Genomic DNA, 25,491 nt, shown 5'->3' with positions numbered 1-25,491 from the left:
ACCGCCTTGAATTGTGTGCTATGCCCGGCAGTTTGTTTATTTCCTGTACCTGATTTGCACCGTATATTTTCCCGGCGCCGAGCCGGCAGTGTGCGCGTGCTGTGTAACCGCCGCATCGTCTACGTACACGATTTTCGCCGCTGACCTTGCCCGAGAACAACTCAGACAACCGATCTGGCCCCTATTATTTTATCTCGTTCACAATTATCTAATAAGTTGATGAACGACTGCATCGTCGATATAAACTTTCGCATCTTCAGCGCTGTCAACGATAATAAAAGCTTGAATCCGATCGACTTGATACCCCTTTACGGTTTCGGGAATTTCCTCCAACAGTACAAGAGAAGACCACTCACCCGCTGTACTGGATAAAGGTACAAACTCCTGATTAAACGTTAGCAAGGCTGAACCATTCGCATTTAATACTTGATAGAACAATTGAATCGTACCTTGCGTCTCCGTACCCGGAGGGGTATAGTAGTAAACTCGCGATGCTAAAAGTCCAGGCTTCGCCGACAGAAATTGATAAGGGCCGCCCCGCACGAGATGATTCACCAGCAAGCTCGCCTCGCCGGTACGAGCAACACCTTCTACCCGTTCCATCGGTCCTCCGGACGTCACCCACCTTATCCAAGGCGGAGCATCTTTTGCTCCCTGCTCGAAAGAAGCATTTTGCATTAAATTTGGCGCTTTCCCCTCATTGATTTGCTTCAACAGCTGGACTACTTCACGTTGCTGCAAAGGCAAGTTGCTGTCACCCGCCAACTCACGTACCTTATTTGTCAAAGGTCCGCCTTCTGGTTCAAACTGAGCCATATAGTCTACAAGATTCCAAAATTCATATGCATTTCTCCCAGACCAATTGGCTACCGGCAAAGTTGGAAATTTCAATGCAGGATCACTGCTAAATTCCTGAATCAGCTGATGTCTCTCTTTCGCCGGCTCTACACCTTGAGTTACCCTATCCAACATCGCCAACGCAGCAGCTGTATTTTCAGGTCGATCCACATTGCGCGGATAACTTAAAATCGATGCTTCATAATATTCAAACATACGCCCGAACAAACGAGCACGTTTTTGTTGAACTTCCGACCCGGCTTTGGACACAACAGATGTAATCAGCCTTCTACTCTCTGCCACATCTTCATCCGTCACCAGATTCAAGTACGAAGCATTGGTAATGGGTAGAAGTATGCCTCCCACCATGAACCATGGAGAATCTTTGATCCGCACAGACCAGAAATCCTCCCACAGTTCAAAATACGCCTTTAAGTCAGGAGCTGCCTCCGGCCCTACTATTCGTTCGTACCATTCCTGCAGCAGAGCATCCACATCCTGATCCGGATCCCATAGCAATTTCGCAGAAAGCCAAGCCTTTGGACCATCCCCTATATTCGGATACATTTCTACATAATTTCCGAACACATGATTTTGTTGATCAATTTTATAATTTTCTGCCATCAAATGCGGATACACCCGCGGCAACATATACATCGTACCATACATGTAATCGTACCAACCTATTTGTGCTGCAACTTTGTTCCATTCTTCCACTTGCCGTTGTTTTTGCATCTTGAATTCTTCATCAATCCACATCATTCGATCATTTGTAAGAAAAGGTACGACTTGAGGATTCAATGCAAATGAAGGGGGATCGTATACATTAAAATAAGCCAGCAATCCAAACCACTTCCCAGGATGTACCTTCAGAACTTGCTCCACAACATCATTTACCCATTTATAGTAAATGTCCGACATATCAACACTGCCGAGCGAATTTAGTTTATTTGGATATTGTGGGTGGCTCGGATTCACTTCGCAAAACCTAGCGTTATCATTAATGCCGAGCGAGAACGATGTTTTGTCCGGATTTTGATCAAAATAGGCAATGATCCCTGCAACTGCTGCCTCCACGCTGCCTTTTGCAGTGAAACATGGCTGCCATGATGTTTTATTTCCTGGAGCCGGCGGTTTTCCATCCGGATAAAACTCGGGATGAGTTACTGCATATTTCTCCGGTGGGAATAAGGAGTGCAAATTATGGTGAAAACTAACGGTCCCATTATAAAGCCCTTGCAGCCTGTTCCGCTGCGCCCACACATTTGTCGGTTGATTGCCGGCTGCTTGCCCAGGATCACCGCCAAAAGGACTCAATTGCCGAAAGGCAAACGCCGGTTCTTCTCTTACCTCAGCACGTGGCACGATCAAATTCGTTTTCTGCGGAACATCTTCACCGTCTGGGCCTGGTATTAGCCAGCGAACACCAACATAGGTTTCCAAAAATCCGTAAACGCCATTTAAAGTTCCCCATATGGTTGGACCCGCTATAAGAATGCGTTCCCCTTGAGATTGAATAATAAAACCTTGACTATCCATCTGACTCAACATTTCAGATTGCCCATCGACACCCCCTACATCAATCAAGACAACCCCCGTCTTACCAGAGCCCGAACGGACGAGTTCGCTTGCTGTCATCAGTTGCAATTCAACTCCGGTCGACTTTTTAATATACTCGATTAGAGTTTTTGCCCCAACCTCAGTCGTCTTATCTGCATTATCTTTGATAACGACGATCGCATTCGCTTGTCCATTCCGAACAATAACGTGAGCCGAACCGTCAAGTATAGCGATCGCTTCCTTCACGGCCGCATTAAGTTGCTTTTTCGCCGCTTCACTCACGAACTTACTCATCGAATCATTATGGAGATGTGCCAGAACATCCTCCAATTTTTTTATCGCTTGCGCTTTATCGCCTTTATCCAATTGATGCTTCGCCTGCATCACACCATTACTCAATTGTGAGAATAGCGGATGTTGAACCTTTCCCGATGTATTCAGAGCATTCAGTTGTACGAGGATCGCATCGAGCTCAACATTTCCAATTTCAGCTGCCTTCGCTTGATATCCCAGCCCAATGAACTGCATAATCGTAAAAACAAAAACTAGAGTTGACACCAACATTTTTTTTCTCAATACCAACTACCTCCTAGATCGTTTCCCTATTTCACGAATGGTGTATCGTACATGAATTTGATTACACGACCGGTCAATTAACATTCATGTAAACCAGGTATTAGCTGAATTCTACCCCATTGTGGTTGGTGATTAATTCCGCCTTTAAAACCCATTTGGCAGTAGTTCCGCCTGTTTGCCCATTTAGAAGGTTGAATGCTACGCTTTGTTCTTTATTGGGATCACCGGATATGTTGACAGTCGGACTAACAGGGGCGGCCAACAGAGCAGTTGTGGAAATCGTAGTAAACTCGGTATCAGAAATCAGTTTAATCTCAGCAACGCTGGAGACGGAATTGCTGGTACGCTTAATAGCAGCCCTCCATTCTACTTGACGAAGCGTCGTATCCTGTCCTTGCATATACTTTTGCCCTCTGATCATCAGAGTGGCGTCTACTGCATCGGTTGGCACACGGACTGCAAAAGCTAGCTGCGGGGAACTTGTCGCCGACGTTGCGACGTAATAGCTCTGCGCTTTCCGGGTAGCCAGCTGCGGGAAATTTGCATTGCCTACGTCCACGCCTTGCACCCTGCCACGGTATTCAATGAACTTGGCGAAAGTAGCAGACACTGTATTGAAGGTGAGACGGGTATTGACGTCCATCGGGTTCTCAGACGGGCCGTCATAGCAATCCTCGAACACGATGTTGCCCATTTTTCCGCCCACAAACAGATTAAAGTCGACACCGTTCATCCAGCATTGTTTGAAGAACACATCGTAGAGCTGAGACAGACGGCAATGAACTTTCATCCCCGTATTACGCTCAAAGTACAGCTTGTGCGGAGCGTAAGGCAATCCGGAATCCCCGCGAATTTCAATGTTGTTTGTACTGCCTTCGAAGTAGTTCCGCGTTACTTCGATATCCTCCCCGCTATTGTAGATCAGAAGGTCACAACCCGCATAATTGGCCTCGATTATGTTATGATCAATTCGCATAAACGAACAAGGGTATTTCAAGAAAACGCCGATTGCGCATCGCTCAAAAGTATTATCACGAATATTAGTAGTTGTTACCAACCCAGTCGTTTCAACGGCTACGTTCGTATACCAAACTCTGTTATCGCATATCGTCAGCCCGTATTGCGCCCTGATCTGCATTGCGCTGTCCAGCCCGTAAAAGAAATTTTCCGAGATAACGAATGGTGCGTACGCGCCCTGAACTCTAATGCCCACCGTGCTTACATTCGCACTGCTATCGGGGAGCTTGTAGCCTGCATAGTTCGTTGTGATGGATGTAAAACCAAAGGCGGCGTTCGTAGAACCGTACAGCTTGGAGATATGTCCTTCGACGCCGACACCGCCTATAATTTTAAACCTGCTTACCCCGCCAAGCACATCAACTCGTCCACCTGTTTCATTGGGGGATCGGCCAAAAATCAAGCCAACGTCATGAATCTCCAAAATCGTATTTGTTCCATGACCAACGAAGAAAACGTTGTTCAGAATTCTTACACTCGACAAAAGCTTGTATTTTCCCGGATAGACAACAATAACGCCACCATGATTCGCTGTCACCCCGGGATTGCTTGAGGGATAACCAAAGTAATCGACGGCAGCCTGGAACGCCCCGCTGGAATCATTCACTCCGGAATCGTCGGCCCCAAACCAGCGCGGGTCAACAGCACCAGAAACCACTCGCACCCATGCCCCTCCGGTTCCTGTCAGATCAGAACTAGGCGTTATAAATACACCTGATTTCGTGTCGGCAGCAACATCAGTTGAATGATCGGAAGCTGACCATCGGAAAAGACCTGCCCGTCCTGTTGTAATGACCTCCGCAACTTGGCCATTCACCATCCCCGTCAAATCACGCAAATCCTCGATCGTGTCCACCGTCACTGTTGCCGTTAGTGATCCACCCGTTCCATATACTTGGTCCGTTACACCAGCGAGGGCTTGATTGCCTCCGAGAAAGCTTGCTGCAGCTGTAGTCAAACATGCGGCTCCGGCAACTGCGATCAATGACCGGCGTGTGATCAACCTACTCGACGCTTCGTCTACCGATATTTTTTCGTTTATGCTGTCTGTACTCATAAAAACCTCCTTCTATAAAGTAATGTTTCTGTTTCCTTGCTCTTTCTCAGTATTGCAACTTTGACAGTTTGAGAGATTATGTTGGAAAATGTAATGCTCTTTCCGGATAACGGCGACAGCGCGTAAAACACCAATTCCACAGGCTCCAAAGGCAATGGCTTTGGCTGCTCCAGTTTCGTAGTTTATTCATAAGAATGATTCACTTCTGCGCATGATGAATTCAAAGTGTTCATTCTTATTGTTATAATAAGATAAACGGAATGAAAACGCTTTATCTTATTAGGCAATTAATTTGCATGTACGAAAGGGGGCATGACCGATTCGCGCACTTTTCAGCTAGTGCAGGGGGATATTGTGTTCTACAAGCAGAATGAATTTCATGGCGGAAAAGCTTTGCGCGGAAAAGCACCCAATCTGATCATTATCAGCTTTGAATGCTTCGCGCCATACATTTGATCCACCCATTCATACTCCTTCGATGCGTTTCCCCATACGTGGCATGGAGGCTCCTTTTGGCAGCGATCAGATCATCCGCAATTATCTGGAAATTTTATTAATACAATTAATTCGTTATGGAGAACAGTCCCATCCTACCGTCACGGTGTCCACTGCTGCCGATGAGCATCGCGCGCAGGAGCTCTCTGGTTCATGGTTTTAGCAAACTTGTACAGGTGCAAAAAGACCGGGGACGAAAAATCGATTCGTCCCCGGTCTTTTCAGATCGTTTAGTGATTCGTTCCCATCGGCAAATCCCTTTCCTTGTTCCCGTTATACGCTGAAACCGGCTTCCTCTAGCATCAGCTCCAGATTGGCTTTTGCTTTCGCCACGCGCTCGTCGAGCTCCTCGGCCGACGCCGGGCCGCCGGTCCCCTCAAGACGTTCGACGATGACGGGCCCGCTGAATGAAACCCGCTTCAGTTCAGCGAACATCGCCGGGAAGTTGCAGTCCCCTTCGCCCGGTATCGGAAAATCGGCCTCCGCGCGTGCGCCGCGGTGATCCTTCGCGATAAACGAAACCGTCTGGGAGGAGATAGCCGGGAAATCTTCCGCGGGATCGATCGCTTCATAGAAGCGGACGTTGCCCGCGTCATAGCTTGCCTTCACGGCAGGAGATCCGATAGTGCGGAGGGTGTCCGCAATCACCTGCGCCGTCGCCGTATTTCCGGTATGCGGCTTGATCGTCACGACGAGTCCGCGCTTTTCCGCTTCTTCGCCGACGAGACGGTACTTCGCGGCAAATGCATCGTTCAGCGGCTTCATATCTTCGTCGCTGATCGGCTCGGAAGGGAATCTTCTGTAGCTGGTCGTTCCGAGAGACAACAACTCCTTTACGCCCAGTGCCTTCACAAAATCCATCCGCTTCCGCGCTCTTTCGATCGGGTGTTGCGGAGCAAGCGCATCCGTACTGATCCACGACACGGGCTCGAGCCCATACTTATCCAGAAGGCGAAGTATTCTTTCCGCTTCGCCCTCCGCCCCGTCATTGAACGCAGGCTTGCCATCATGGGGCAATCCCAGCGAGACGTACCGGAAACCCGCCTTGGCTACGCCTTCCAACGCCCTTTCCAGCGGATATTTGTTGTACGGAAAAGTCATGCATGCCAGCTTTACGCCCGGTTTCATCGTCCGTTCCCTCACTTTCCGCCGGCCGCTTGACGCACGGCCGAATAATCCACTTGAACCTCGCGGCGCTCATTCAGAGGCCGATTACAGATTTACCGGAACGCCTTGGCTTTCGTACATCGCCCAGATCGTACGATGCGATCTCAGTGCTTCGACACCGTCGGTTTCCGGACGGGTACCGTTTGCAATGCATTCCAGGAAATGCTCGATTTCGTAAAGGACATTGCGTCCCGGGAAGTTTTCGAAATCCGCAGGGCGCTCGTAAATGACCTCGGAGCCTTCCTTCGTAATGTATTCCACTTTCAACATGCTGTTTTCCACCTGGAGAAGTCCTGTCGTCGTATGGATCTGGTATTTCGCCGGCGGTCTCGCCACCTTGATGCCCCAACTGGAGTTCAGGTTGGCGATCACTCCGCTTTTGAACTGGATCAGCGCTTGCGATGTACCCTCGCCTTCCATCCATTCGGTGCCGATCCGCGTGCCGAAATGAGCGACTCTTTCCGGATCGCCGAACAAGTAGAGCAGAATGTCGATGTAATGGCAGCCATGGCTGAACAGGACGCCTCCGCCCAGTGTTTCCTTGCGGGAGAACCAGCTGCCCGGCGCCGGAGTGAGATTGCCCTGTACCCATCCCTGAGCGTTGATCGGAGTGCCGTACTTGCCGCTGTCAATTGCTTCCTTCAGCTTCCGAATGGCCGGAAGATAGCGGACGATGTAGGCGATCATGAGCCTTACATTTTTAACGTCCGCCGCTTTAATCAGCTTCAGGCAGTCTTCCTCCGAATTGGCCAACGGCTTTTCGATCAGCACGTGCTTTCCTGCCTCAATCGCTTGCATGGCGTGCGGTGCGTGCAGATGGTGAGGAGTGGCGAAGCTTATGGCATCGACATCGTCGATGATTGACATCCAGTCTTTCGTATAGTTGCACCCAAGCTCGCCGGCAACCTTTTTCGCTTTTTCCTCGTCCAGATCGACGACCCAAGTCAGCTCCGAGCGTTCCGCTCTTTTATAGGCGTGGGCATGGCTCAATCCCATGCTGAGTCCGACCACGGCAGTACGAATTTTTCCCATTTAAATGAACCTCCATAAAATTTTTTTCATACGATTATACTAAAATAGAAGCCAATTCCTTTTTAAAAAACTCAGCGAACAGTTCATAGCCCTTCATATTAAAATGCACGCCATCTTCAACGAAAATATCGTCGCGCACCTTTGCGAAATCTCCCATATCGGCACGATCGTAGAAGAATAGCGGGGACTCCATGATGCTTATATACGTACAATCTTCATGCTGGCTTGCATAGTGTCGCAGCAGCGAGTCGTATTCGCGTTTTCGAATGTGGTAATCCGTAGTTGGTTTACGGTTGCCCTCCGGACCGAACAAGTACAATCGAATACCCGGAAAATCGGTGCGCGCGTATTCGAATAGCCGGGCGCTGATCTCCAGAACATCGCTTGGACTGTAACCAAACAACATATCGTTGCCGAACGTTTTATAAACAATGGCGCACGGCTCGTACGGTTTGACGGCACGCGGATAATAGTACAAAAGCTCCTCGGCCGTACTGGAGCCGAATCCATGGTTCAACGTGCATTCCGTGCCGCTTTCGCCGACTATGACGGATTCAAGAGACGGATGACCCCATGGTTCCGGTTTCCATCTCGTGAAAAAGGAATCCCCGTAAAATAAAATTCGTCCCTTGACGACAGGTGCTCTTTCGAAATTGACAATCGATTGTTCCAGCCGTTTTAAGTTTACTCTTACCGGCATAAGTTAACCTCCTGTATGCAAATAAAAAATAACCTCTCGGCGTTCGACTAGCCAGTCAGGGCAAGGATTTTCCCTATACGCGCTGCTGATCACCGACCTCGTTGATTCCGAGAGGCTAATGCTTACGTTGTTACTTGGATTGTTGGGACAATACTTGCTGGAACGCTTTGTTCGCCGCTTCTTCCGCCTCCCGCAGCGCGGTGTTCATATCCTTCTCACCCGTCACGATGGATAGGAATGCCTTGTTAAGCTCGCCTTCGGCGATCGTCTTGAACTCCGCTCTGGCAGCCGGCGCCGGAGCCGCAGGCGTTTGAGCCGTAAATGCACGAACATTTTTGCCTTTCCACATTGCCGCTTCCCCGAAGGCGGCTTTCGCTTTCGGATCCTTCAGTGGGCTGAATACCCCATACTTCGAGGACCGGTCGATCTGGACTTCACTGGAGAGCAGCTCGCTGATCGCCAGAACAGCTGCGTCTCGATGCTTGGTTGTGGAAGAGAGGCCCAGATACACCGGATACGGCTGAGCTCCAATTCCGCGCAGGCTGCTCATTTCAGGCAGGCTGACTACGTCCCAATTCAGTTTAAGCGAAGGAAGACTGAATGTGCCATAAGAGTTGAAGGCGAGCAGCATGGCGGCCGTGCCTTGCTCGAACGATTTGAGCTGGGCACCGCCAGCCATTGTTTCCGGTGTCGGGTTATAGCCCGGAACCGTAAACAAGGGAACGATCGACTCAAAAAAACGCTTCCATTGATCGGTAAAGATAGCCGCCTTGTCCGTTGTTTTCGGATTCACATACCCGAGCGAATATTGATTGATCGCGAGCCCCCCTCCTGCGGCGGCCGTTACTAATCCGCGGTAAGCGATGCCGCTGTCCGACCTGGTTAACTGTCTGGCCGTTACGAGCAGATCCTCCCAAGTGGCTCCATCTTTCGGGTAGGGAATGCCGAATTTGTCGAATAAATCTTTATTGTAATAAAGCCCCAACCTGAGATCGTATACGGGCAATAGCGGCAATTTGCCGTCAAAAGAACTTTGCACCAGGTCGATATACGGCTTCTCGATCGTTGTCAGGTCGAATTTATGCTGCTTGACCAAATCAGTCATATCCCCCACCATGTCTTTATCCTTGTAAAGAACAAAGTTGGCAAACGAACCGAAAAGGATATCGATCGGCTGTTTCGAGAGAATAACTTTGTCGACCGTGTTGTCATCCGTAGCATTAATGAATTTGAAGGAGATATGCGGGTACTTCTTCCGCACATAAGAGGTCCATTGCGCCGCCTTCTCCTCCTCCGTTCCCGACAACGGAGACAACGCGTAGAACACGAGCTCGACAGGTTCTGCTTGTGCAGGCTTGGATTGCGCATCCGATTTCGAACTTTCGTTCCGATTGCTGCATCCTGCCAACAAACCCGATAAAATCGCCGAACAGCTGATCATAACAACCATTTTCCGCAGGGCAACTCGTTTGTTCATGTATATACCCCTCTCTATTTCCATTTGTTATACCCGTGATGATTCAGTATGCCTTAAGACCAAGACCTCTCAGGTCAGCTTCCGTATGATTCTTCTCCGCTTCATATAGACGCCAAATCACGCGCAATCCTTGCAAGCTTGAAGGTCCGTTAGTCATTGGACGCTTATTGTTCGCGATACATTCTAGGAAATGGCGCGTTTCATGCTGGGTTAGCTTGCCGCTGGCGGAATCCTCGTATAGGACCGTGATTTTGGAATCGGTGTCGAGGTTTGATTTTTCTTCCTTAATGCTGTGGTGCAAGTAGACCTTGCCGTCGGCTCGTTTGTATTCGATCATGCCGTGCGTGCAATGGATGTGCAGGCTCCATCCGAGACGCGTTCCCCGGGCGCCCCAAGTTCCCATATGGTAACCCATCGCCCCGCTTGCGAACTCGATCACGACATTGCTCGTCCCTTCCCGTTCCATCCAAGGCGTCCCGAGATTGGTTCCCATGTGAAATCCGCGAATCGGATCGCCAAGCAGCCACATCATCAGATCGACATAATGGCAGCCGTGACTGAAAAATTGTCCGCCGCCCAGACGCTCGGCCGACAAGCCCCAATGGCCTTCGGGATATTTCGTATATTGCTCGGTCCAGATCGACAGCTGGAAAGGTTCCCCGTACGTTTTGTTATCGATCCATTCCTTGATTTTGACAATCGCCGGCCAGTAGCGTACGGGATAAGCGGTCATAAGCACCCGATCGTTCCGTTCGGCCGTCTCGATCAGTTGAACGCATTCTTCCTCCGTATTGCAGAGCGGTTTCTCCATTAGTACGTGCTTACCCGCTTGCAGGAAATACTTCCCGACCGTAAAGTGAAGATCGTGCGGCAAGGAAATGAGCACTGCATCGACTTCATCGACCAATTGCTTGTAATCCGCCACAGCTGTCCGGATCCCGAATCTGGCAGCTGCCTGCTCGGCTCGCTCTACAAGGATATCGCATACCGCAGTCACTTCCATCAAATCGCTTAATTCGGTCAACCCCCCAAAGTGTGATCCGGCTATGTTCCCACAGCCTATAACCCCCAACCTGATTTTGCCCATGTCTGGTTTCTCTCCCTACCGAAATAGTTGTAATAGGGAATGATTCACTTCTGCGCATATGAATTCAAAGTGTTCATTCTTATTTGTTATAATAGGAGAAACCGCATGAAAAGGCTTTACCTGCTTAGGCAATTAATTTGCATGATTGGACGGGGGGCCGGCCGGAACATGATGTATCAACGGTATCTGCTGAAGGAAGAATTGGAAATTCGCAAATTGATCACGTTTTACTATAAGGAGCTGCCGCGGCATTATGACAGTCCGGGCGAAAAGCACGATTTTTGGGAACTGGTCTATGTGGATACGGGAGAAATCGAGATCGTGACCGACTCGCGCACATTCCAGCTGGGGCAGGGCGAAATCGTATTTTATAAGCCGAATGAATTTCATGGCGGCAAAGCTTTGCGCGGCACCGCGCCCAATCTGATCATTATTACCTTCGAATGCTACGCTCCTTGCATGGAATTTTTCTCGGGGAATTCCTTTCGGCTGCGCGATGAGGAACGGTTTATATTAACGAAATTGGTGAAAGAAGGGAAGTCGTCGTTCGACCCGCCGATTCATTCTCCTACGATGCAGTACCCTTTTCGTCGATTGGACGCGCCTTTCGGCAGCGATCAGTTAATCCGCAATTATCTTGAAATCTTATTGATCGAGTTGATTCGTTATGGAGATACGGCACATCGTACGACCACCGTGTCCACTGCCGCCAATGAGCATGACGCTCAGGAGTTGGCGGAGCAAGTGATCCAGTACATGATTCAGCATCTTTCGGGTACGATCTCGATCGACCAATTATGCGCCCGGTTTGCCATCAGCCGCACGAAATTAAAGACGATTGTAAAGGCGAAGACGAACATGGGGGTAAGGGAACTTTTCAACCAATTGAAAATCGAACAAGCCAAGTTGTCGATCAGGGAGGATAGAAAAAGTTTCTCTGAAATTGCCGAAAGGCTCGGGTACTGCAGTGTGCATCATTTTTCGCGGCAATTTAAAAATACGACCGGGATGACTCCTACGGAGTATACACGGTCGGTCAAAGCGAGATCCGAACAGAAGCGCTAGCTGATCCAACAATCACGTGCGCTCTATAAACCGGAATCGAATCCAAACGCAGCAAAAAAAACCCGGAAGTGAAAAGCCGCTTCGCAGCTTATTCCGCTTGCTTCCGGGGGGATACCCATAGAAATCGACTTCGTATCAGCCGACCGTCTCGAATTGGGCTCGATGCAACCCGGCGAATACGCCGCCGCGCTCGACCAGCTCGTCGTACCTCCCCTGCTCGGCAATACCGTCCTCCGTCACGACGACGATCCGGTCGGCATGGCGAATCGTTGCCAGCCGGTGGGCGATGACGAGCGTCGTCCGGTTCGCGGAGAGCTCCTCCAGCGCCTGCTGGATCACCGCCTCCGTTTCCGTATCGAGCGCCGAAGTCGCTTCGTCGAGGATGAGAATCGGCGGATTTTTCAAGAACATACGGGCGATCGCGAGCCGCTGCTTCTGCCCGCCCGACAGCTTGATGCCCCGTTCGCCGATCTGCGTGTCGAAGCCCGCCGGCAGCGATTCGATAAACGCTCCGAGGTGCGCACGACGCGCCGCTTCGCGAATCTCGGCTTCCGTCGCGTCCAGCTTCCCGTACGCGATGTTCTCGCGGATCGTTCCCGTGAACAGGAACACGTCCTGCTGCACGATCCCGATATTGCGCCGCAGCGAGCGTTGGGTCATGGAACGGATGTCCGTGCCGTCGATCTCGATCGCGCCTTCGTCCACTTCGTAGAACCGGGGGATGAGGCTGCACAGCGTCGTCTTGCCCGCTCCCGAAGGACCGACGAACGCGACCGTCTCCCCTGCCGGGATTTGGAGATGGATATGCTGCAGCACTTTGGCATGCCCTTCGTACCCGAAAGTCACATTGCGGAAGGCGATATTCCCGCGCAAAGCCCCGATCTCTACGGCGTTCGGCTCATCAGCCACATCGGCCGCCGTATCGAGCAGCTCCGTAAACCGTTTGAACCCGGCCATCCCTTTTGGATACATTTCGAGCAGTGCATTAATTTTCTCGATCGGCTTGAAGAACAGGTTGACGTACAGCAGGAAGCCGATCAGCTCGCCGTAAGTTAGCTTGCCATTGAAGCTGAAATACGCTCCGAACATGAGCACGAGCAGCGCGAATATGCGCGTCAGGAAGTAAATGCCGGACGAGCTGAACGAGATGATCCAATACGAACGCAGCTTCGCCTTGCGGAAATTGGCGTTGTCGCGGTTGAACTTCTCCATCTCGAATGCTTCGTTCGTAAACGATTTGACTACCCGAATGCCGGACATGCTGTCCTCGACGCGGGCATTCACTTCGGCGATCTCCGCATACATCTTCCTGGCCGCGCCGTGCAGCAGCTTGTTGCAGACGCCGATCAGCCATACGAGCAGTGGAACGGCGACGAACGTGATCAGCGCAAGCTCCGGATTAATCGAGAGCATGATCGCGAAGGCGGCGACGAACGTCATGCACGCGATGAACAAATCCTCGGGCCCATGGTGCGCCATCTCCCCGATGTCGAACAGATCGTTCGTCATCCTGGACATGAGATAGCCGGTTTTCGTATTGTCGAAGAAGCGAAACGACAGCTTCTGCACGTGCTGAAACAGCTGCCGCCGCATGTCCGTCTCGATGTTGATGCCCAGCTTATGGCCCCAGTAGTTAACGACGAACTGCAAGCCGGTGCTGATCATATACAGAACGAGCAGTCCCGTTCCGGCCAGCACGATCGTCCGCCATTCGCCTTGCGGCAGCAACGAATCGACGAACCATTGCACCGCCAGCGGAAAAGCCAATTCCAGAACGGCCACGACGCAGGCGCTGCCGAAATCAAGCATAAACAGTCGCTTATGCGGCTTGTAGTAGGTAAAGAAACGGCGTATTACACTCATCTTTCACTTGCTCCCATCGGTCGAATGTCGTGCCCATTATATAGGCTTTTGACCGGACAGGCAAGGGAAAGAATGGATATATGCGAACCGGTAATGACATCGCCCCCATTATCCTTTACGATACAAGTACACCTCTCGAACAATAACCGGGAAAGGAAGTCCCTTCATGACGATAAACGGAAACGAATCCAAGCGCGGCAACAAAAGACGTCTCCTCGCTGCGATCGCCTTGACCGGAATGCTCTGCGCCTCCGCCGTCTTCCCGCCTGCCGTCCAGGCGGAGCAGGAGCATCCGTGGAACATGCACTTGCGGGCGGAAGCGTACCATAACGCCGGGCAGACGGCGCTCGCCGTCCCGATCTGGGACAGCCTGATGCGCGGCGGCGCAGCGCAAGCCGATTGGAATTCGGCAGCCCTGTACGCCGGCAAAATCAATCAATATTACGACTCGATCCGCGATTACGAGAATGCGATTGTGTATTACGAGCTGGAGAACGACTACTGGCTGAAGGACGGCAAAGATTGGGGAGCGAACGATCTCGTGCGGGCGAACCAAATCCGCACGACCGTCGAGCTGTTCGCTTCGGCCAAGGAGGACGAGGCGCTCGTACGATCCTATGCGCCCAAGTCGGGCAAGCTGGCCAAGTTCGAGCCGGAATATGGCATGTACTTCGGCCTCTATTCCGAGCAGGACAGCGAGATGGGTAACTTTTTCAGCAAATCCACCGCGATTTACGGGCGAAAGCATGCGATGTACTTGGCTTACGCCACGTACGGGGAGGAGTTTCCGGCGCGATATGTCCAGCGGGCCAAGGAGGCGGGCGGAGCGCTGCAGATCGCCTGGCAGCCGCTCGGCGGGCTCGATGCCGTAGCCGACGACGCCTACTTGCGCCAATGGGCGAAAGCCGCCAAAGCGGCCGGCATTCCGATCTTCCTCCGCTACGCCGGCGAGATGAACGGCGATTGGACGGCATGGAGCGGCGACGCGGCCAAATATATCGAGAAATTCCGCATCGTGGCGAGCGTCATGCACGCCGAAGCGCCCAACGTAGCGATGGTATGGAGCCCGGGGGACGTTCCGAGGTTCAATATGGCGGGCTTCTATCCGGGGGACGAGTATGTCGATTGGGTCGGTGTCAGTCTGTACACCGAGCCTTATTCGCATGGCAATCCGGACGAGAGCATGGAGGCAAACACGCCGATCGAGAAGCTCGAAGAGCTGTATGCGCTCTATGCCGACCGCAAACCGGTCATGCTGAGCGAATCGGCGGTGTCTCACTACACGAATGTGGACGGCAAATCGCACACCGACTTCGCTCTGATGAATTTGGACAGGCTGTATCGGGTCATGCGAGTCAAATATCCGCGTCTAAAGGCGATTACGTATTTCAACGTCGACCTGAAGACCAAGGAATCGCGCAACGACTATTTGCTGCGGGACAATCCGGAATTGCTGGCTTTGTACAAAAGCATAATCGCCGATCCGTACATGCTGACGGACGTAAAGACGGGAGCCAAGCCCGCCAATGAGGTACTATACCGGAACGCTTCCGTCCCGTTCGCGAAGCGGACTTCGATCGTGCCGTTCGTGCGCATCCCCGACATCTGGATCGGCAAGCTTGAATATGTGCTGAACGGCACAACGATCGCCGAGCAAACGAAGCCCCCTTACGGCATCCCGTTGAGAGCCGGCGACGTACCGGACGGCTCCGTATTGGAGCTGCGGGTGTACAATCGCGCCGGTCAGCGCGTCGCCACGAAGACGGTGCCGGTCTCGTCGCTAATCTCCGTCCAAATCGACGGCCGGGACCAGACATTCGAGCAGCCTCCGGTCATTATGGACGGCTCCACGCTCGCGCCGCTGCGCGCCATTTTCGAGCAAATGGGCGCGAGCGTGGAATGGAACGGCGACACGAAGACGGCGACCGGGCGCAAAGGCGGCACGACCGTGACGATCGCGATCGGAGAAAGCGTCGCCTACATAAACGGCGAAGCGGTGAAGCTCGAGGTGCCCGCGCAGCTCGTTGGCGGCTTCACGATGGCGCCGGCCCGTTTCGTCGGCGAGGCGTTCGGCGGCACGGTGACCTGGGACGGCGAATCGCGAACGGTCGTTATCGCGAAGGCGAAATGACCGGCCGGTTTAAATCGGCAGCTCGATCGTAAAAGTCGTACCCGCGCCGATCCGGCTTTCGATCTTCATCGTGCCTTTGTGATTCTCGATAATATTGTTCGTAATCATCAATCCGAGGCCGGTCCCCTCTTCCTTCGTCGTATAGAACGGCTGGCCGATCCGGGGGAGCAGATGCTGCGGAATGCCTCCTCCCCGGTCGGACACCCGTACGAGCAGCCGTTCCGCCGCGCGCTTGATTTCGATAATGACGTCCCCTCCGTCCGGCATCGCCTCGATGGCGTTTTTGATAATATTGATGAATACCTGCTTGATCTGGTTCTCGTCGCACATCATGAACAGGGAGCGCTCCGTACAGCGGATCAACAAACGCACGTTGTTCATGATAGCCTGGGTTTCCAGCAGCGCCATCACCTGATAGATGATCGCCACGATGTCGCCGTTTGCGAATTTGGCCTGCTGGGGCTTGGCCAGGACGAGCAGCTCGGTCAAGATCAATTCGATCCGGCTTAACTCCGACGACAAAATGTCGAAATATTCCTTCTTCGGCCCGTTCTTCTGCATCAATTGATGAAAACCCCGGATCGCCGTAAGCGGGTTGCGGATTTCGTGGGCGATTCCGGCGGCCAGCTGCCCCGCGACCGACAGCTTCTCGGAATTGTTCAGCAGCTCCAGCGTTCGCTTCCTTTCGGAAATGTCGCGGATAATCGTGTAGACGGCCGGCTCGTTCTGGAACACCGTAGGCACCGAGCGGGCTTCCGCTTCGATGATTTGTCCGTCCAGCCTGACGAGCTCCAGCTCGAAAAATTCGGCCGTTTTCCCTTCGGCGGCAAGTCCGTTTCGAAGACGTCCGATTTCCCCGTATTGGACGGGAATGAACCGGAGCGGGTTTTCCAGAATCGTCCGTTTGTCTTCCTCGGAGGAGCCGCCGAGCAGCCGTACCCCCGATTCGTTCATATACAAGCCCTTCTCCATATTGGCGATCAGCACCGCATCGGGGGAATGCTCGACGAGCTGCCGGTACTGCTCCTCTTGCAAGGCAAGCTTCTCCTCCGCCTGCCTCCGCTCCGTGATGTCGCGGCTGAATGACAAAATATTCTCGATCTTCCCGCTTGAATCGCGAATGATCCGATACGTGCACTCGAACCATACGTAGTGATTGTCCTTATGCCGGAAGCGGCACGTTAATGTGTCGATGTCCCCGATTATTTTTTTGGCCTCCTGCAGATCGTCGGGGTGCTGCAGATGAATACATTTCAGCCCGATTACTTCCTCCGCCTCATAGCCGAGCAGCCGCTTGACCGCCGGAGAAACGTATCGGATGCGAAGATCGGCCGAGCAATAAGCGATTATATCCTGCGACTTCTCCGCTATGAGCCGGTACATCTCCTCGTCGTGAAGCTCGCCCTCCGTCAGGCCGCATCCGGGCTTCTCCTGAATATGCGATATAAAGTACAGCGGGTTACCCCGTTCGTCCCGCATGATCGACGCATTCAACAGGGTGTGGACGAAATGGCCTTCCTTATGGACATACCTCTTTTCCAGCCGGTACGTTTCCAGCTTTCCGGAGAGAAGCTGGTCCGCATACACGACATCGGTATAGATGTCGTCCGGGTGGGTAATATCGAGAAATGTCCGATTCAGCAGCTCTTCTTCGCCGAACCCGACGATTCGGCTCAATGCATCGTTTATTTTTAGAAAACGGCCGCCAATATCGACCAATGCCATTCCGATAGGAGCATGTCTGAATGCGCTGTCAAAAAGCGCGATGTTTTCTTTGTCCGGATTCCTTTTCCTCGCCATCGGCCACTCCTCTCCGACCCTATGTCTTTCGCGCATTTCCTCCATTATCATAGGACTTTATAACTAATTTCGCAACACATTCATAGGGATCGCCGGATCGACTTTCATGTGCCGCGAAGTTAGACATGCTATAATGGACGATATGCGAGTTCGGGTAGCATTCGGATAACGTCGAGGAGTGATACGGCTTGGGCAATTGGAAGCTTAATTTGATCGTGCTTTGGTTCGGCAACTTTTTGGTTATGGCCGGGATGACGATGATCATTCCGTTCCTGCCTCTTTATATTCAGGATCTCGGAATAACGGATCCGGGCGAGGTCGCCTTCTGGTCCGGCGTTATTTTCGCCGGCAATTTCGTCACGTCTTTTTTGTTTCAGCCGTTATGGGGAAAGCTTGCCGACCGGTACGGCCGGAAAATGATGCTGCTCCGCTCCGGCTTCGGGATGGCGATCGTCATGACGCTGATGGGCTTTGCCGGCGACGTATGGCATCTGCTTCTGCTGCGTATGCTGAACGGCACCATTTCTGGCTTCATCCCGGCTGCCGTCGCTCTGCTGTCCGCCACTACGCCGCGCGAGAAGATGGGCTTCTCGATGGGCACGCTTCAATCGGGCGGTACGGCCGGCAGCATACTCGGACCGTTTATCGGAGGACTTCTGGCGGAATGGGTCGGGTTCCGGCCGATTTTTTACATAACCGGGGCGTTGTTGTTCCTTGCATCCATGCTTGCGATGTTCGTCGTCAAAGAAAAGTTCGACGCCCGGAAGGCGGCCAAGCTGCCGAACGTCTCGATCGTGGCCGGCTTGAAGGAATTGGGCAAAATACCACAGCTGTCCGCGCTGTTCGCGGTAACGTTCCTGATCCAGTTCTCGATGCTGAGCTCGATGCCGCTCATTCCGTTGTTCGTGCAGCATTTGCATGGTGAAGGGAACATGCTGGCGTTCTACGCCGGTCTCGTCGGCTCGATCACCGGATTTTCCAATATGATCGCTTCCCCGCTGCTCGGGCGGCTCGGGGACAAGATCGGCCAGGAGCGCGTGCTCGCCTTCTCGCTCGTCGGGGCGGCGATCATGTTCATCCCGCAAGCGCTCGTGCAAAACGTCTGGCAACTGTTCGCGGCACGGTTCATGCTCGGCATGTTCATGGGAGGGCTGCTTCCCTCAGTCAACGCGGTGATCCGCAAACATACGCCTGACGGGATGGAAAGCCGCTCCTACAGCTTCAACAGCAGCTTCCTCAGTCTCGGCAACATGATCGGCCCTACGGTGGGCGGCGTCTTGTCGGGCGTGCTGTCGATCCGCGGTATTTTCCTGATCGCCACGGTCATGCTGTTCGCCAACGCGATTTGGGTCAACCGCACGCTAATCCGCAAACCGGCCGCGGCGTCGGAGTAACGATTGATTTGAATCGTTAAAAAATAACGGAACAATTTTCCGTTATCGACAGCTAAAACAAGTTTGCTGCCAAAATTACGGAACTGTAATCCGTTATCCGCCCTTTTTGCCGCCAACGAAGCAAAGAATGAATGCTTTAGCGTACTGTAGTTCCGTTAAAACTCAGAAGTCCAGCTAAATCTCCAACTTAACGTACCCAAGTTCCGCTATCGAGCGAACTACAAAAAACCTCCAAAACCGTATCGGCTTCGGAGGTTTTTTGTTTTGAACGATTATTTGATCTGTGCCTGCAAGTCTTTGTTCGACTGCTCTTCGGCCTTGTTCAGCGCGGTGTTGATATCGGAAGCGCCCGTGATGACGTCCTTCAGCGCCTGGGTAATGTATTTGTCCGGCACCCGATCGTACTCCGATGGACCGTACAACAATTGCGGCTTCATTTTCGCCATCCAGTCGAGACGCTTCCCTTGCAAAGAGCCCAGCTTGCTCGCGAACTTTTTGACGACCTCGTCGTTTTTGATGACCGGGAGCACGCCTCTCTCCGACAAAAACGTCTGGTATTCCACCGAAGCGGACAGATGGGCGATGATTTTGTATACGAGCGCGGCATGCTTCGTCTGCGACGACATCGCGAGCATGGTCGGCACGCCGTTGCGGTTGTAGCCTTGATGGAGCGGAGCCTGCGCCAGCTCCCAATTGAACACGTTGCCCGCCTTCGTCTCGGCCTCGAGACGGCCCGAGTCGAAATGGTAAGGCATCATCGCGAGCGTCTTATCCTTGTAAAATTTGTTCAGAGCGGCCGTATAATCCATATACTCCATTCCTTGCGTGCTGAAGCCGGACTTCAGCAGCTCGAACGTCTGCTTCATCTCCGGATTGTTGAAGCTGACCTTCTTGTTCGGAACATCGACGAATCCTTTCTTGAACAGCGCGTACGTGAAGCTGTAGTTGCCGGGGAAAAACCCGGAATATTGGACCCCGCCGTCCATCCGCGTCACCTGTTTGCCGAGCGCGATCGCTTCCTCGTAGGTCATGCCGTCCTTCGGATACGGAATGCCGAATTTGTCGAATATATCTTTGTTGTAATACAGGGCGGAAGCGTAATTCGAGTACGGCAGCGCGAACATTCCGCCGTTCGGACTGAAGCTTCTGATCGTGTCGACGATCGCCGGCTGATAGCCGTTCAGATCGAGCTTGTCTTTGACGATCCATTCGTCCAGATTGGCGATCAGCTTCGTATTGATTTCCAGCGGGAAGCTCCATGCCGTCGTCATGAACAGATCCGGGGCAATGCCGCTCGCGGCCAGCTCGCTCACATAAGTGCCCTTGCCCGGCTTGACTACTTCGAAGCTGACGTTCGGAAACTGCTTCTTGACCGGCTGGACGAACCGTTCGTTAAACACCTCCTCGGACATATTCGTCTCGTCGTAGAACAGCAGCTTCACCGGTGTCTGCAGGTCGAGCTGGATGCCCGCTTCCTTCGGAGCGGCGTCCTTGGCCGCCCCCTTTCCATCCCCGGCCTTTCCTCCCGAAGTACAGCCCCCGAGCAGACCGATCGACAGCAGCAAAGCCGTCAATGCCGTCGCCTTGCGATGTTTGAGCATATTCATTCTTTTTCTCCCCCTGATCGTAGATGGTGTGTTGCGCGGCAAATCGCCATTATTCGGAACGCCGCTCGAACCGGACCGCATCCGCTCTTGTATAAATCGTCGGGTCCGCTGCGGTTCTCGTTGCTCTGACGTACTCGCTTCCGTCCCCGTCGAAACGGAACGTCCCCAGATTAACCCAGCCCGACGTCCCCGACGAAGCGTCGATATACGTCGCCTCGGTGACGGACTGATGCTTGATGTCCACCTTCACAGATGGATCGGCTCCCGGATTGCTCACGATTTTGTAGAAAGAAACGGAGTAAAGTCCGGCCGGTACATTAGCTTTCCATTCCGCCCAAGCGCCCTGCTCCGTCGTGTAGCGGGACTTGACCGTTTTATCGTAGCCGCTCAGACCGCTTTGAACCCATTTGCCCTGCTCGCTGTAAGCTTCGCTATCGGAAGTATCGACGATTGCGGACAATTCGCGGACATCGATCCATAGTGGCGGTGTCTCGAGAGTCGCTCCGTAAACCGAGACCGTGGCGCTGACCGCGATCCGCGACGTCGCCCCGTCGAGCCGATGCAGCGTAAGCACGCCGCCCGTACTGACCTCGGCCAGATCCGGCCTGTTGACATGGTATTGCACCGTGGCACCGGTCAAATCGCCGGGCAGTCCCGTATCGTAATACCCGGTCACCTTCAAGGCAGCAGAGCCGGTCGTCTCCAGTACATTCCGGTCGGAGTTCAGCACTGCCGACTCCCATCGCGGCACCGCCTGCGCGTTCACCCACATGACCGCATCCGCGGCGACCCGCGAACCGCTCGCCCGGTTCGTTAGCGATACGTATCCGGTATCGCCCGCCTTGAACGGGAACGTGCCGAGGTACGTCCATCCGCCGTCGGACAGTCTTTGGTTGACGGTAAAGCTTTGCGTTCCCCCTTCGTAATGAACGGTGAACGCCGCGTTCGGCGACAGCTCTTGGCTACCGGCGGGCAGCTTGTAATATACGCTGTATGTGACGCTTTCCGGCAGCTCGGGTCGCCAAAGTATCCGGCTCGATGCCGTTCCCGTCGTTGCTTTTGCATATACGTAATTGTCGTAATAATAAGGGTCGGCGGACGTATCCCGCACCCAGACGCCTTCCGTTTCCGCTTCCGTATTATCGACGACGAAGGAAGAACGGGGCGGCTCCTCCGGCTGCGGCGGCGGTGCTGCGGCCCGGTCGGGCAGGTAAAGCGCTGTCTCACGCGTACGTTTCTTTTCCGATTCGACGTAATACGTAAACGTCTTGGATAAATCGCTTACCCGGATCGACCACTCCATCGGATAGATCGCATCGGGAACGGCCGTATACGTCCGGCCTCCGTCCAACGAATAGTGCAGCGTCGCCGCTTTGTCCGTTTTCGCCTGCACATATGCGTCGTAGCCGCTCTCGTCGGGTTTGACGATGAGCATCCCTTTGACGGCGTCGATCGGGCTGTGCTTGTCGAAGAAATAAGAAGCGTCGGACATATCCGTTACGGTCTTCGAACGATGCAGCGGCACCTGAATGTCGAGTCCTTTCACGATGATCGCGGCGATTCCTTTCCCCGGCACGGCGACATCGATTTTCCCGCCGCGCATGACGGTATGCTCTCGCTTACCGTTGTTGCGGATAAGCTCGACAGGATAGGCCCGCTTCGAGTCGAACCCGATCAATTGCGCATTGAGGTCGACGGTCGTTTGCTGCACTTCGTCCGACTCGTTGACGAGACCGATGTAGAACCGGCTGCCGCTTTCCGCCGTAATCCAATTCAGCTGGGCGTTGTGCGGATCGATGACGCCCTCGGGCATCCACAGCCACACATCGGAATCGCCGTAGAACGTCCCCGGCTTATGGCCGTACAGCTTGTATTTGAACCATAGAAAGTCGGTCTCGAATACGGACGGGAACGATATTTGTCCGTTCGATTTCACCGATTGCTCGGTGACCAAATAATCGATCGTCTGGCCAAGCTGCGCCGGAATGTGATGGTAATAAATCGAAGTCGCCTCGCTCGGGCCGAGCAGCGGAAAATCCGCTTCGAGCTGGCCGGTCGCGAACGCTTTGTAATAATAGCCCGGATAGCTGGCGTATCGGCCTATGACCGCATTGTGGGCGATATCCGCGAGCAGCGCGTCGCCCGTATACGCCGACAGCCTGAGCATAAATGCGGCTTCCTGCGCATTCATCCGGTATGCCGAAGAGGTGGACCCCGCCTCGTAGGTCAGTCCGTTCGGCGAGACTAGCCAGCTGTCCGTCATAATCCCCCCGGCCTCATCTTCGGGAAGCCGGTCGCGCGGATAATCGAATTTGGCGGAAGACGGCCAATGGAACGACTCCCGGTATGGATATTGCGCCGGCTCGGGAATCCGCGTCGTCCCCTCCGGAACCGGTCGGGCGACGAACATCGTGGCGTAGCGCTTCGCCTCCTTGTAGGCGGCGTTCAAATAGGCGGGCTCCTTCGTTTCCTCATACAGCTCCAGCAGCTCCACCCACAGCTTGCCGAAATTGTACACAAACTCGGTTCGTGGCGGATTGACCGTCTCCGGTGTATCGATATTTTGGGCGATATACAGATCGGCCGCCGTCTTCGCTTCTTGCAAATAAGCGGCATCGCCGGTCATGCGGTACATCATCAGCGGCTGGATGACCGGCCCCCTGTCTTTCTGCTCCGGGTTGCGGAAGCGGTATTCCTCTTCGCCCATCGCGTAAATGCCCGGAGCCGCGCTGCCGGTCATCTGGTATACCGCCGCAACGGTCGAGAAGTCGAACGGCAGGGATGCCATTTTCCACTCCGACCCTGAGCCGTATACCGGCTTGCGCTTCGGCGACCAGCCTACGCCGTTTCGCGATACTCCGTACTGGATCGTCGGCAGCGCCCGCGTATCGTACAGCTCGCTGTCGCCGGTCAAATAATACGCGCCGAGCAGCACGCCGCTTGTCGTCGTTCGCACGGCATCCTCGTTCTCGATATCGATAAAGCCTTTGGCCCGGTTCCACCATCCGCTCTCCGATGGCACATAATCTACGGAATCGTCCCCCGGCGGCTCCGTCTTGATCAGATCGATCATATTGAACATCGCATCGGTCAGCGAGCCCTCGGGAGCGTTCTTACGGTAGGCCGAGTAGCCGTATTCGCTGCGAATCATGTCCCGGTAGGCGTCGTACAGGCCGCTTTTGCGCGCAGTCAGCCCGATGTGGAACCGGTATGTGCTTCCCGCCGTCATCAGTGAACGGTTGCCGAGCTGCGGAGCGTACACGATCGGCTGCACTTCGCCGTCATTGTTGACGAGACTCATGCCGAGACGCTGATTCGCGGCGCCGCTCGCCGGCTCGTATTCGAGCGGCAGCTCATCGGCCGGTACGAACAGGCCGTACGTCAACGCGCCGTTTCCGCCGCCGTTTTTCTCCACAAGACTCATCGGAGCGGTCAATTCCCACAGCCCGGTCGATTCCACAGTGCCGGCCATTTTGGCGTGAGAACGGAACCCATTCAGCACTTCCGATACTTGGTTAAGCGCTTCCGCGGTAAACGACTGATAGCCGATCACGTAATGACCGTTCGAATGCGGGGTAAACGAGTAAGCTACATCGGGCTCGCTCCCGGCCAGCGACCACGTAACCTGAAAGTCGTACTGGTCCGGGCTCGAAGCATCGGTCAATACCGCCGTTTGAGCGTCGGGAAACGATACCGAGTCGAAGGTGACCCACGTGCTGCTCATCGTTTCGTAATAATTGCTTCGCTTGCCGGAATTGCCGTCCAGCAGCACCCATTGTTCTTCCAGCCGTTCGGCCTCGGTATTGACCGGAATCCAGCTTCCGTTGTCGCTTACGAACAGATCGCGGACGATCGTTCGGCCTCCATCCCAAACCGCTTCGTAGAAGACGGCTTTATACCGCCCGTTCGCTATGACGCCCTTCTCCGTATAGTGCAGATTCGGCAGCGTCCGGCTGCGCAGCGGTCCCGGAGAAGGTTCCTGCTGCGAAATATATCCCTCGAACTTCGCCGCATCCGCCCGCGTATAGATCAGGCTGCTGCTTGCCGTCGTCCGCGTCATACTGACGTACTCCGCGCCGGTGCCGGAGAAGTCGAAAGTGCCTAGCTCGATCCATCCATATGGGCCGGATGCAAGATTCAAGTAGAAGCTGTCGGTCTTGCCGCTGTGTACGACATCGACTCTCACGTTCGAGTCGGCTTTATCCGGCCAGTTGACCTTATAGACGGATACCTTGACGGTACCGGCCTTCAGCTTCGGATTCCACGTAATCGAAGACCCCCCGATCGACGAATACCTCGTGCTGGAACCGTTTACACCTTTGACCGCGGTTGATGTGGTCCAGGAGCCGGACTCGGAATAGCCCTCATCGCCGTAATCGATCACGATACTCCTGTAAGGCGCGGCCGGCTCCCCGGAATCGGCATGCGCCGTCCGGCCGACAGTGCCCGCAGGCAGCGCCCATGCGAGACAAAAGCACAGAAACATAAACATTTTCTTTTTCAAGCGGTTCAACTAACGTCCCACCTCCTCGTGTGCAATGGCTCGCCGCCCTCTGCCCGGCCCGTACAACAACTACGGTCTTCTCCTCGCGGCTATACATCCATAGTAAGGCAGGCGCTGTCCGC

Annotated in this window: 14 protein-coding genes; 3 read left to right on the top strand and 11 right to left on the bottom strand. The window is 53.6% G+C overall.

What is annotated here, in order from left to right:
- Positions 1-204: 204 nt before the first annotated feature.
- The 7 genes from FE783_RS18195 to FE783_RS18165 all read right to left on the bottom strand — a co-directional run bounded on the left by FE783_RS18195 (position 205) and on the right by FE783_RS18165 (position 11,005).
- Positions 205-2,973, bottom strand: a complete 2,769-nt coding sequence (locus tag FE783_RS18195) for a DUF4838 domain-containing protein (protein ID WP_138880807.1) — start codon at positions 2,971-2,973, stop codon at positions 205-207.
- Between the two features lie 100 nt (positions 2,974-3,073).
- Complete coding sequence (locus FE783_RS18190) at positions 3,074-5,047, bottom strand: NosD domain-containing protein (RefSeq protein ID WP_138880806.1); 1,974 nt, start codon at positions 5,045-5,047, stop codon at positions 3,074-3,076.
- Positions 5,048-5,815: 768 nt separating this feature from the next.
- Positions 5,816-6,670 carry a sugar phosphate isomerase/epimerase family protein gene (locus FE783_RS18185; protein WP_138880805.1) on the bottom strand — a complete coding sequence of 285 codons (855 nt, stop codon included), beginning with the start codon at positions 6,668-6,670 and terminating at the stop codon, positions 5,816-5,818.
- Positions 6,671-6,754: 84 nt separating this feature from the next.
- Positions 6,755-7,741, bottom strand: a complete 987-nt coding sequence (locus FE783_RS18180; RefSeq protein ID WP_138880804.1) for a Gfo/Idh/MocA family protein — start codon at positions 7,739-7,741, stop codon at positions 6,755-6,757.
- A gap of 34 nt (positions 7,742-7,775) precedes the next feature.
- Positions 7,776-8,441 carry a GDSL-type esterase/lipase family protein gene (locus FE783_RS18175; protein ID WP_138880803.1) on the bottom strand — a complete coding sequence of 222 codons (666 nt, stop codon included), beginning with the start codon at positions 8,439-8,441 and terminating at the stop codon, positions 7,776-7,778.
- Positions 8,442-8,571: 130 nt separating this feature from the next.
- Positions 8,572-9,918: an ABC transporter substrate-binding protein gene (locus FE783_RS18170; RefSeq protein WP_158301895.1), complete on the bottom strand. Its 1,347-nt coding sequence runs from the start codon at positions 9,916-9,918 to the stop codon at positions 8,572-8,574.
- A gap of 43 nt (positions 9,919-9,961) precedes the next feature.
- Positions 9,962-11,005 carry a Gfo/Idh/MocA family protein gene (locus FE783_RS18165; protein WP_138880801.1) on the bottom strand — a complete coding sequence of 348 codons (1,044 nt, stop codon included), beginning with the start codon at positions 11,003-11,005 and terminating at the stop codon, positions 9,962-9,964.
- Between the two features lie 168 nt (positions 11,006-11,173).
- Here FE783_RS18165 and FE783_RS18160 point away from each other — a divergent pair, with 168 nt between their 5' ends.
- Positions 11,174-12,070, top strand: coding sequence for a helix-turn-helix domain-containing protein (locus FE783_RS18160; protein WP_158301894.1), 897 nt, complete (start codon positions 11,174-11,176; stop codon positions 12,068-12,070).
- A gap of 135 nt (positions 12,071-12,205) precedes the next feature.
- On the opposite strand, the gene FE783_RS18155 is transcribed toward FE783_RS18160, so the two are convergent.
- On the bottom strand, positions 12,206-13,933 hold the full coding sequence (locus FE783_RS18155) for an ABC transporter ATP-binding protein (RefSeq protein WP_138880799.1): 1,728 nt from the start codon (positions 13,931-13,933) through the stop codon (positions 12,206-12,208).
- 166 nt (positions 13,934-14,099) lie between these two features.
- Between FE783_RS18155 and FE783_RS18150 the strand changes: the two genes are divergently transcribed.
- Positions 14,100-16,064, top strand: coding sequence for a stalk domain-containing protein (locus FE783_RS18150; protein ID WP_138880798.1), 1,965 nt, complete (start codon positions 14,100-14,102; stop codon positions 16,062-16,064).
- A gap of 9 nt (positions 16,065-16,073) precedes the next feature.
- Here FE783_RS18150 and FE783_RS18145 read toward each other — a convergent pair whose 3' ends face one another.
- On the bottom strand, positions 16,074-17,864 hold the full coding sequence (locus FE783_RS18145; protein WP_158301893.1) for a PAS domain S-box protein: 1,791 nt from the start codon (positions 17,862-17,864) through the stop codon (positions 16,074-16,076).
- Positions 17,865-18,052: 188 nt separating this feature from the next.
- Between FE783_RS18145 and FE783_RS18140 the strand changes: the two genes are divergently transcribed.
- Positions 18,053-19,258 carry an MFS transporter gene (locus tag FE783_RS18140; RefSeq protein ID WP_138880796.1) on the top strand — a complete coding sequence of 402 codons (1,206 nt, stop codon included), beginning with the start codon at positions 18,053-18,055 and terminating at the stop codon, positions 19,256-19,258.
- Positions 19,259-19,530: 272 nt separating this feature from the next.
- On the opposite strand, the gene FE783_RS18135 is transcribed toward FE783_RS18140, so the two are convergent.
- Positions 19,531-20,865: an ABC transporter substrate-binding protein gene (locus FE783_RS18135; RefSeq protein WP_158301892.1), complete on the bottom strand. Its 1,335-nt coding sequence runs from the start codon at positions 20,863-20,865 to the stop codon at positions 19,531-19,533.
- 49 nt (positions 20,866-20,914) lie between these two features.
- Entirely contained in the window at positions 20,915-25,378 is a 4,464-nt protein-coding gene (locus FE783_RS18130) for a golvesin C-terminal-like domain-containing protein (protein WP_138880794.1), read from the bottom strand.
- Positions 25,379-25,491 lie beyond the last annotated feature (113 nt).

This window comes from Paenibacillus mesophilus, assembly GCF_005938385.1.
GTDB classification, from domain to species: Bacteria; Bacillota; Bacilli; order Paenibacillales; family NBRC-103111; genus Paenibacillus_AB; species Paenibacillus_AB mesophilus.
Note: the sequence above shows the minus strand (reverse complement) of the source record. Positions and strands in the feature narration are given on the sequence as shown.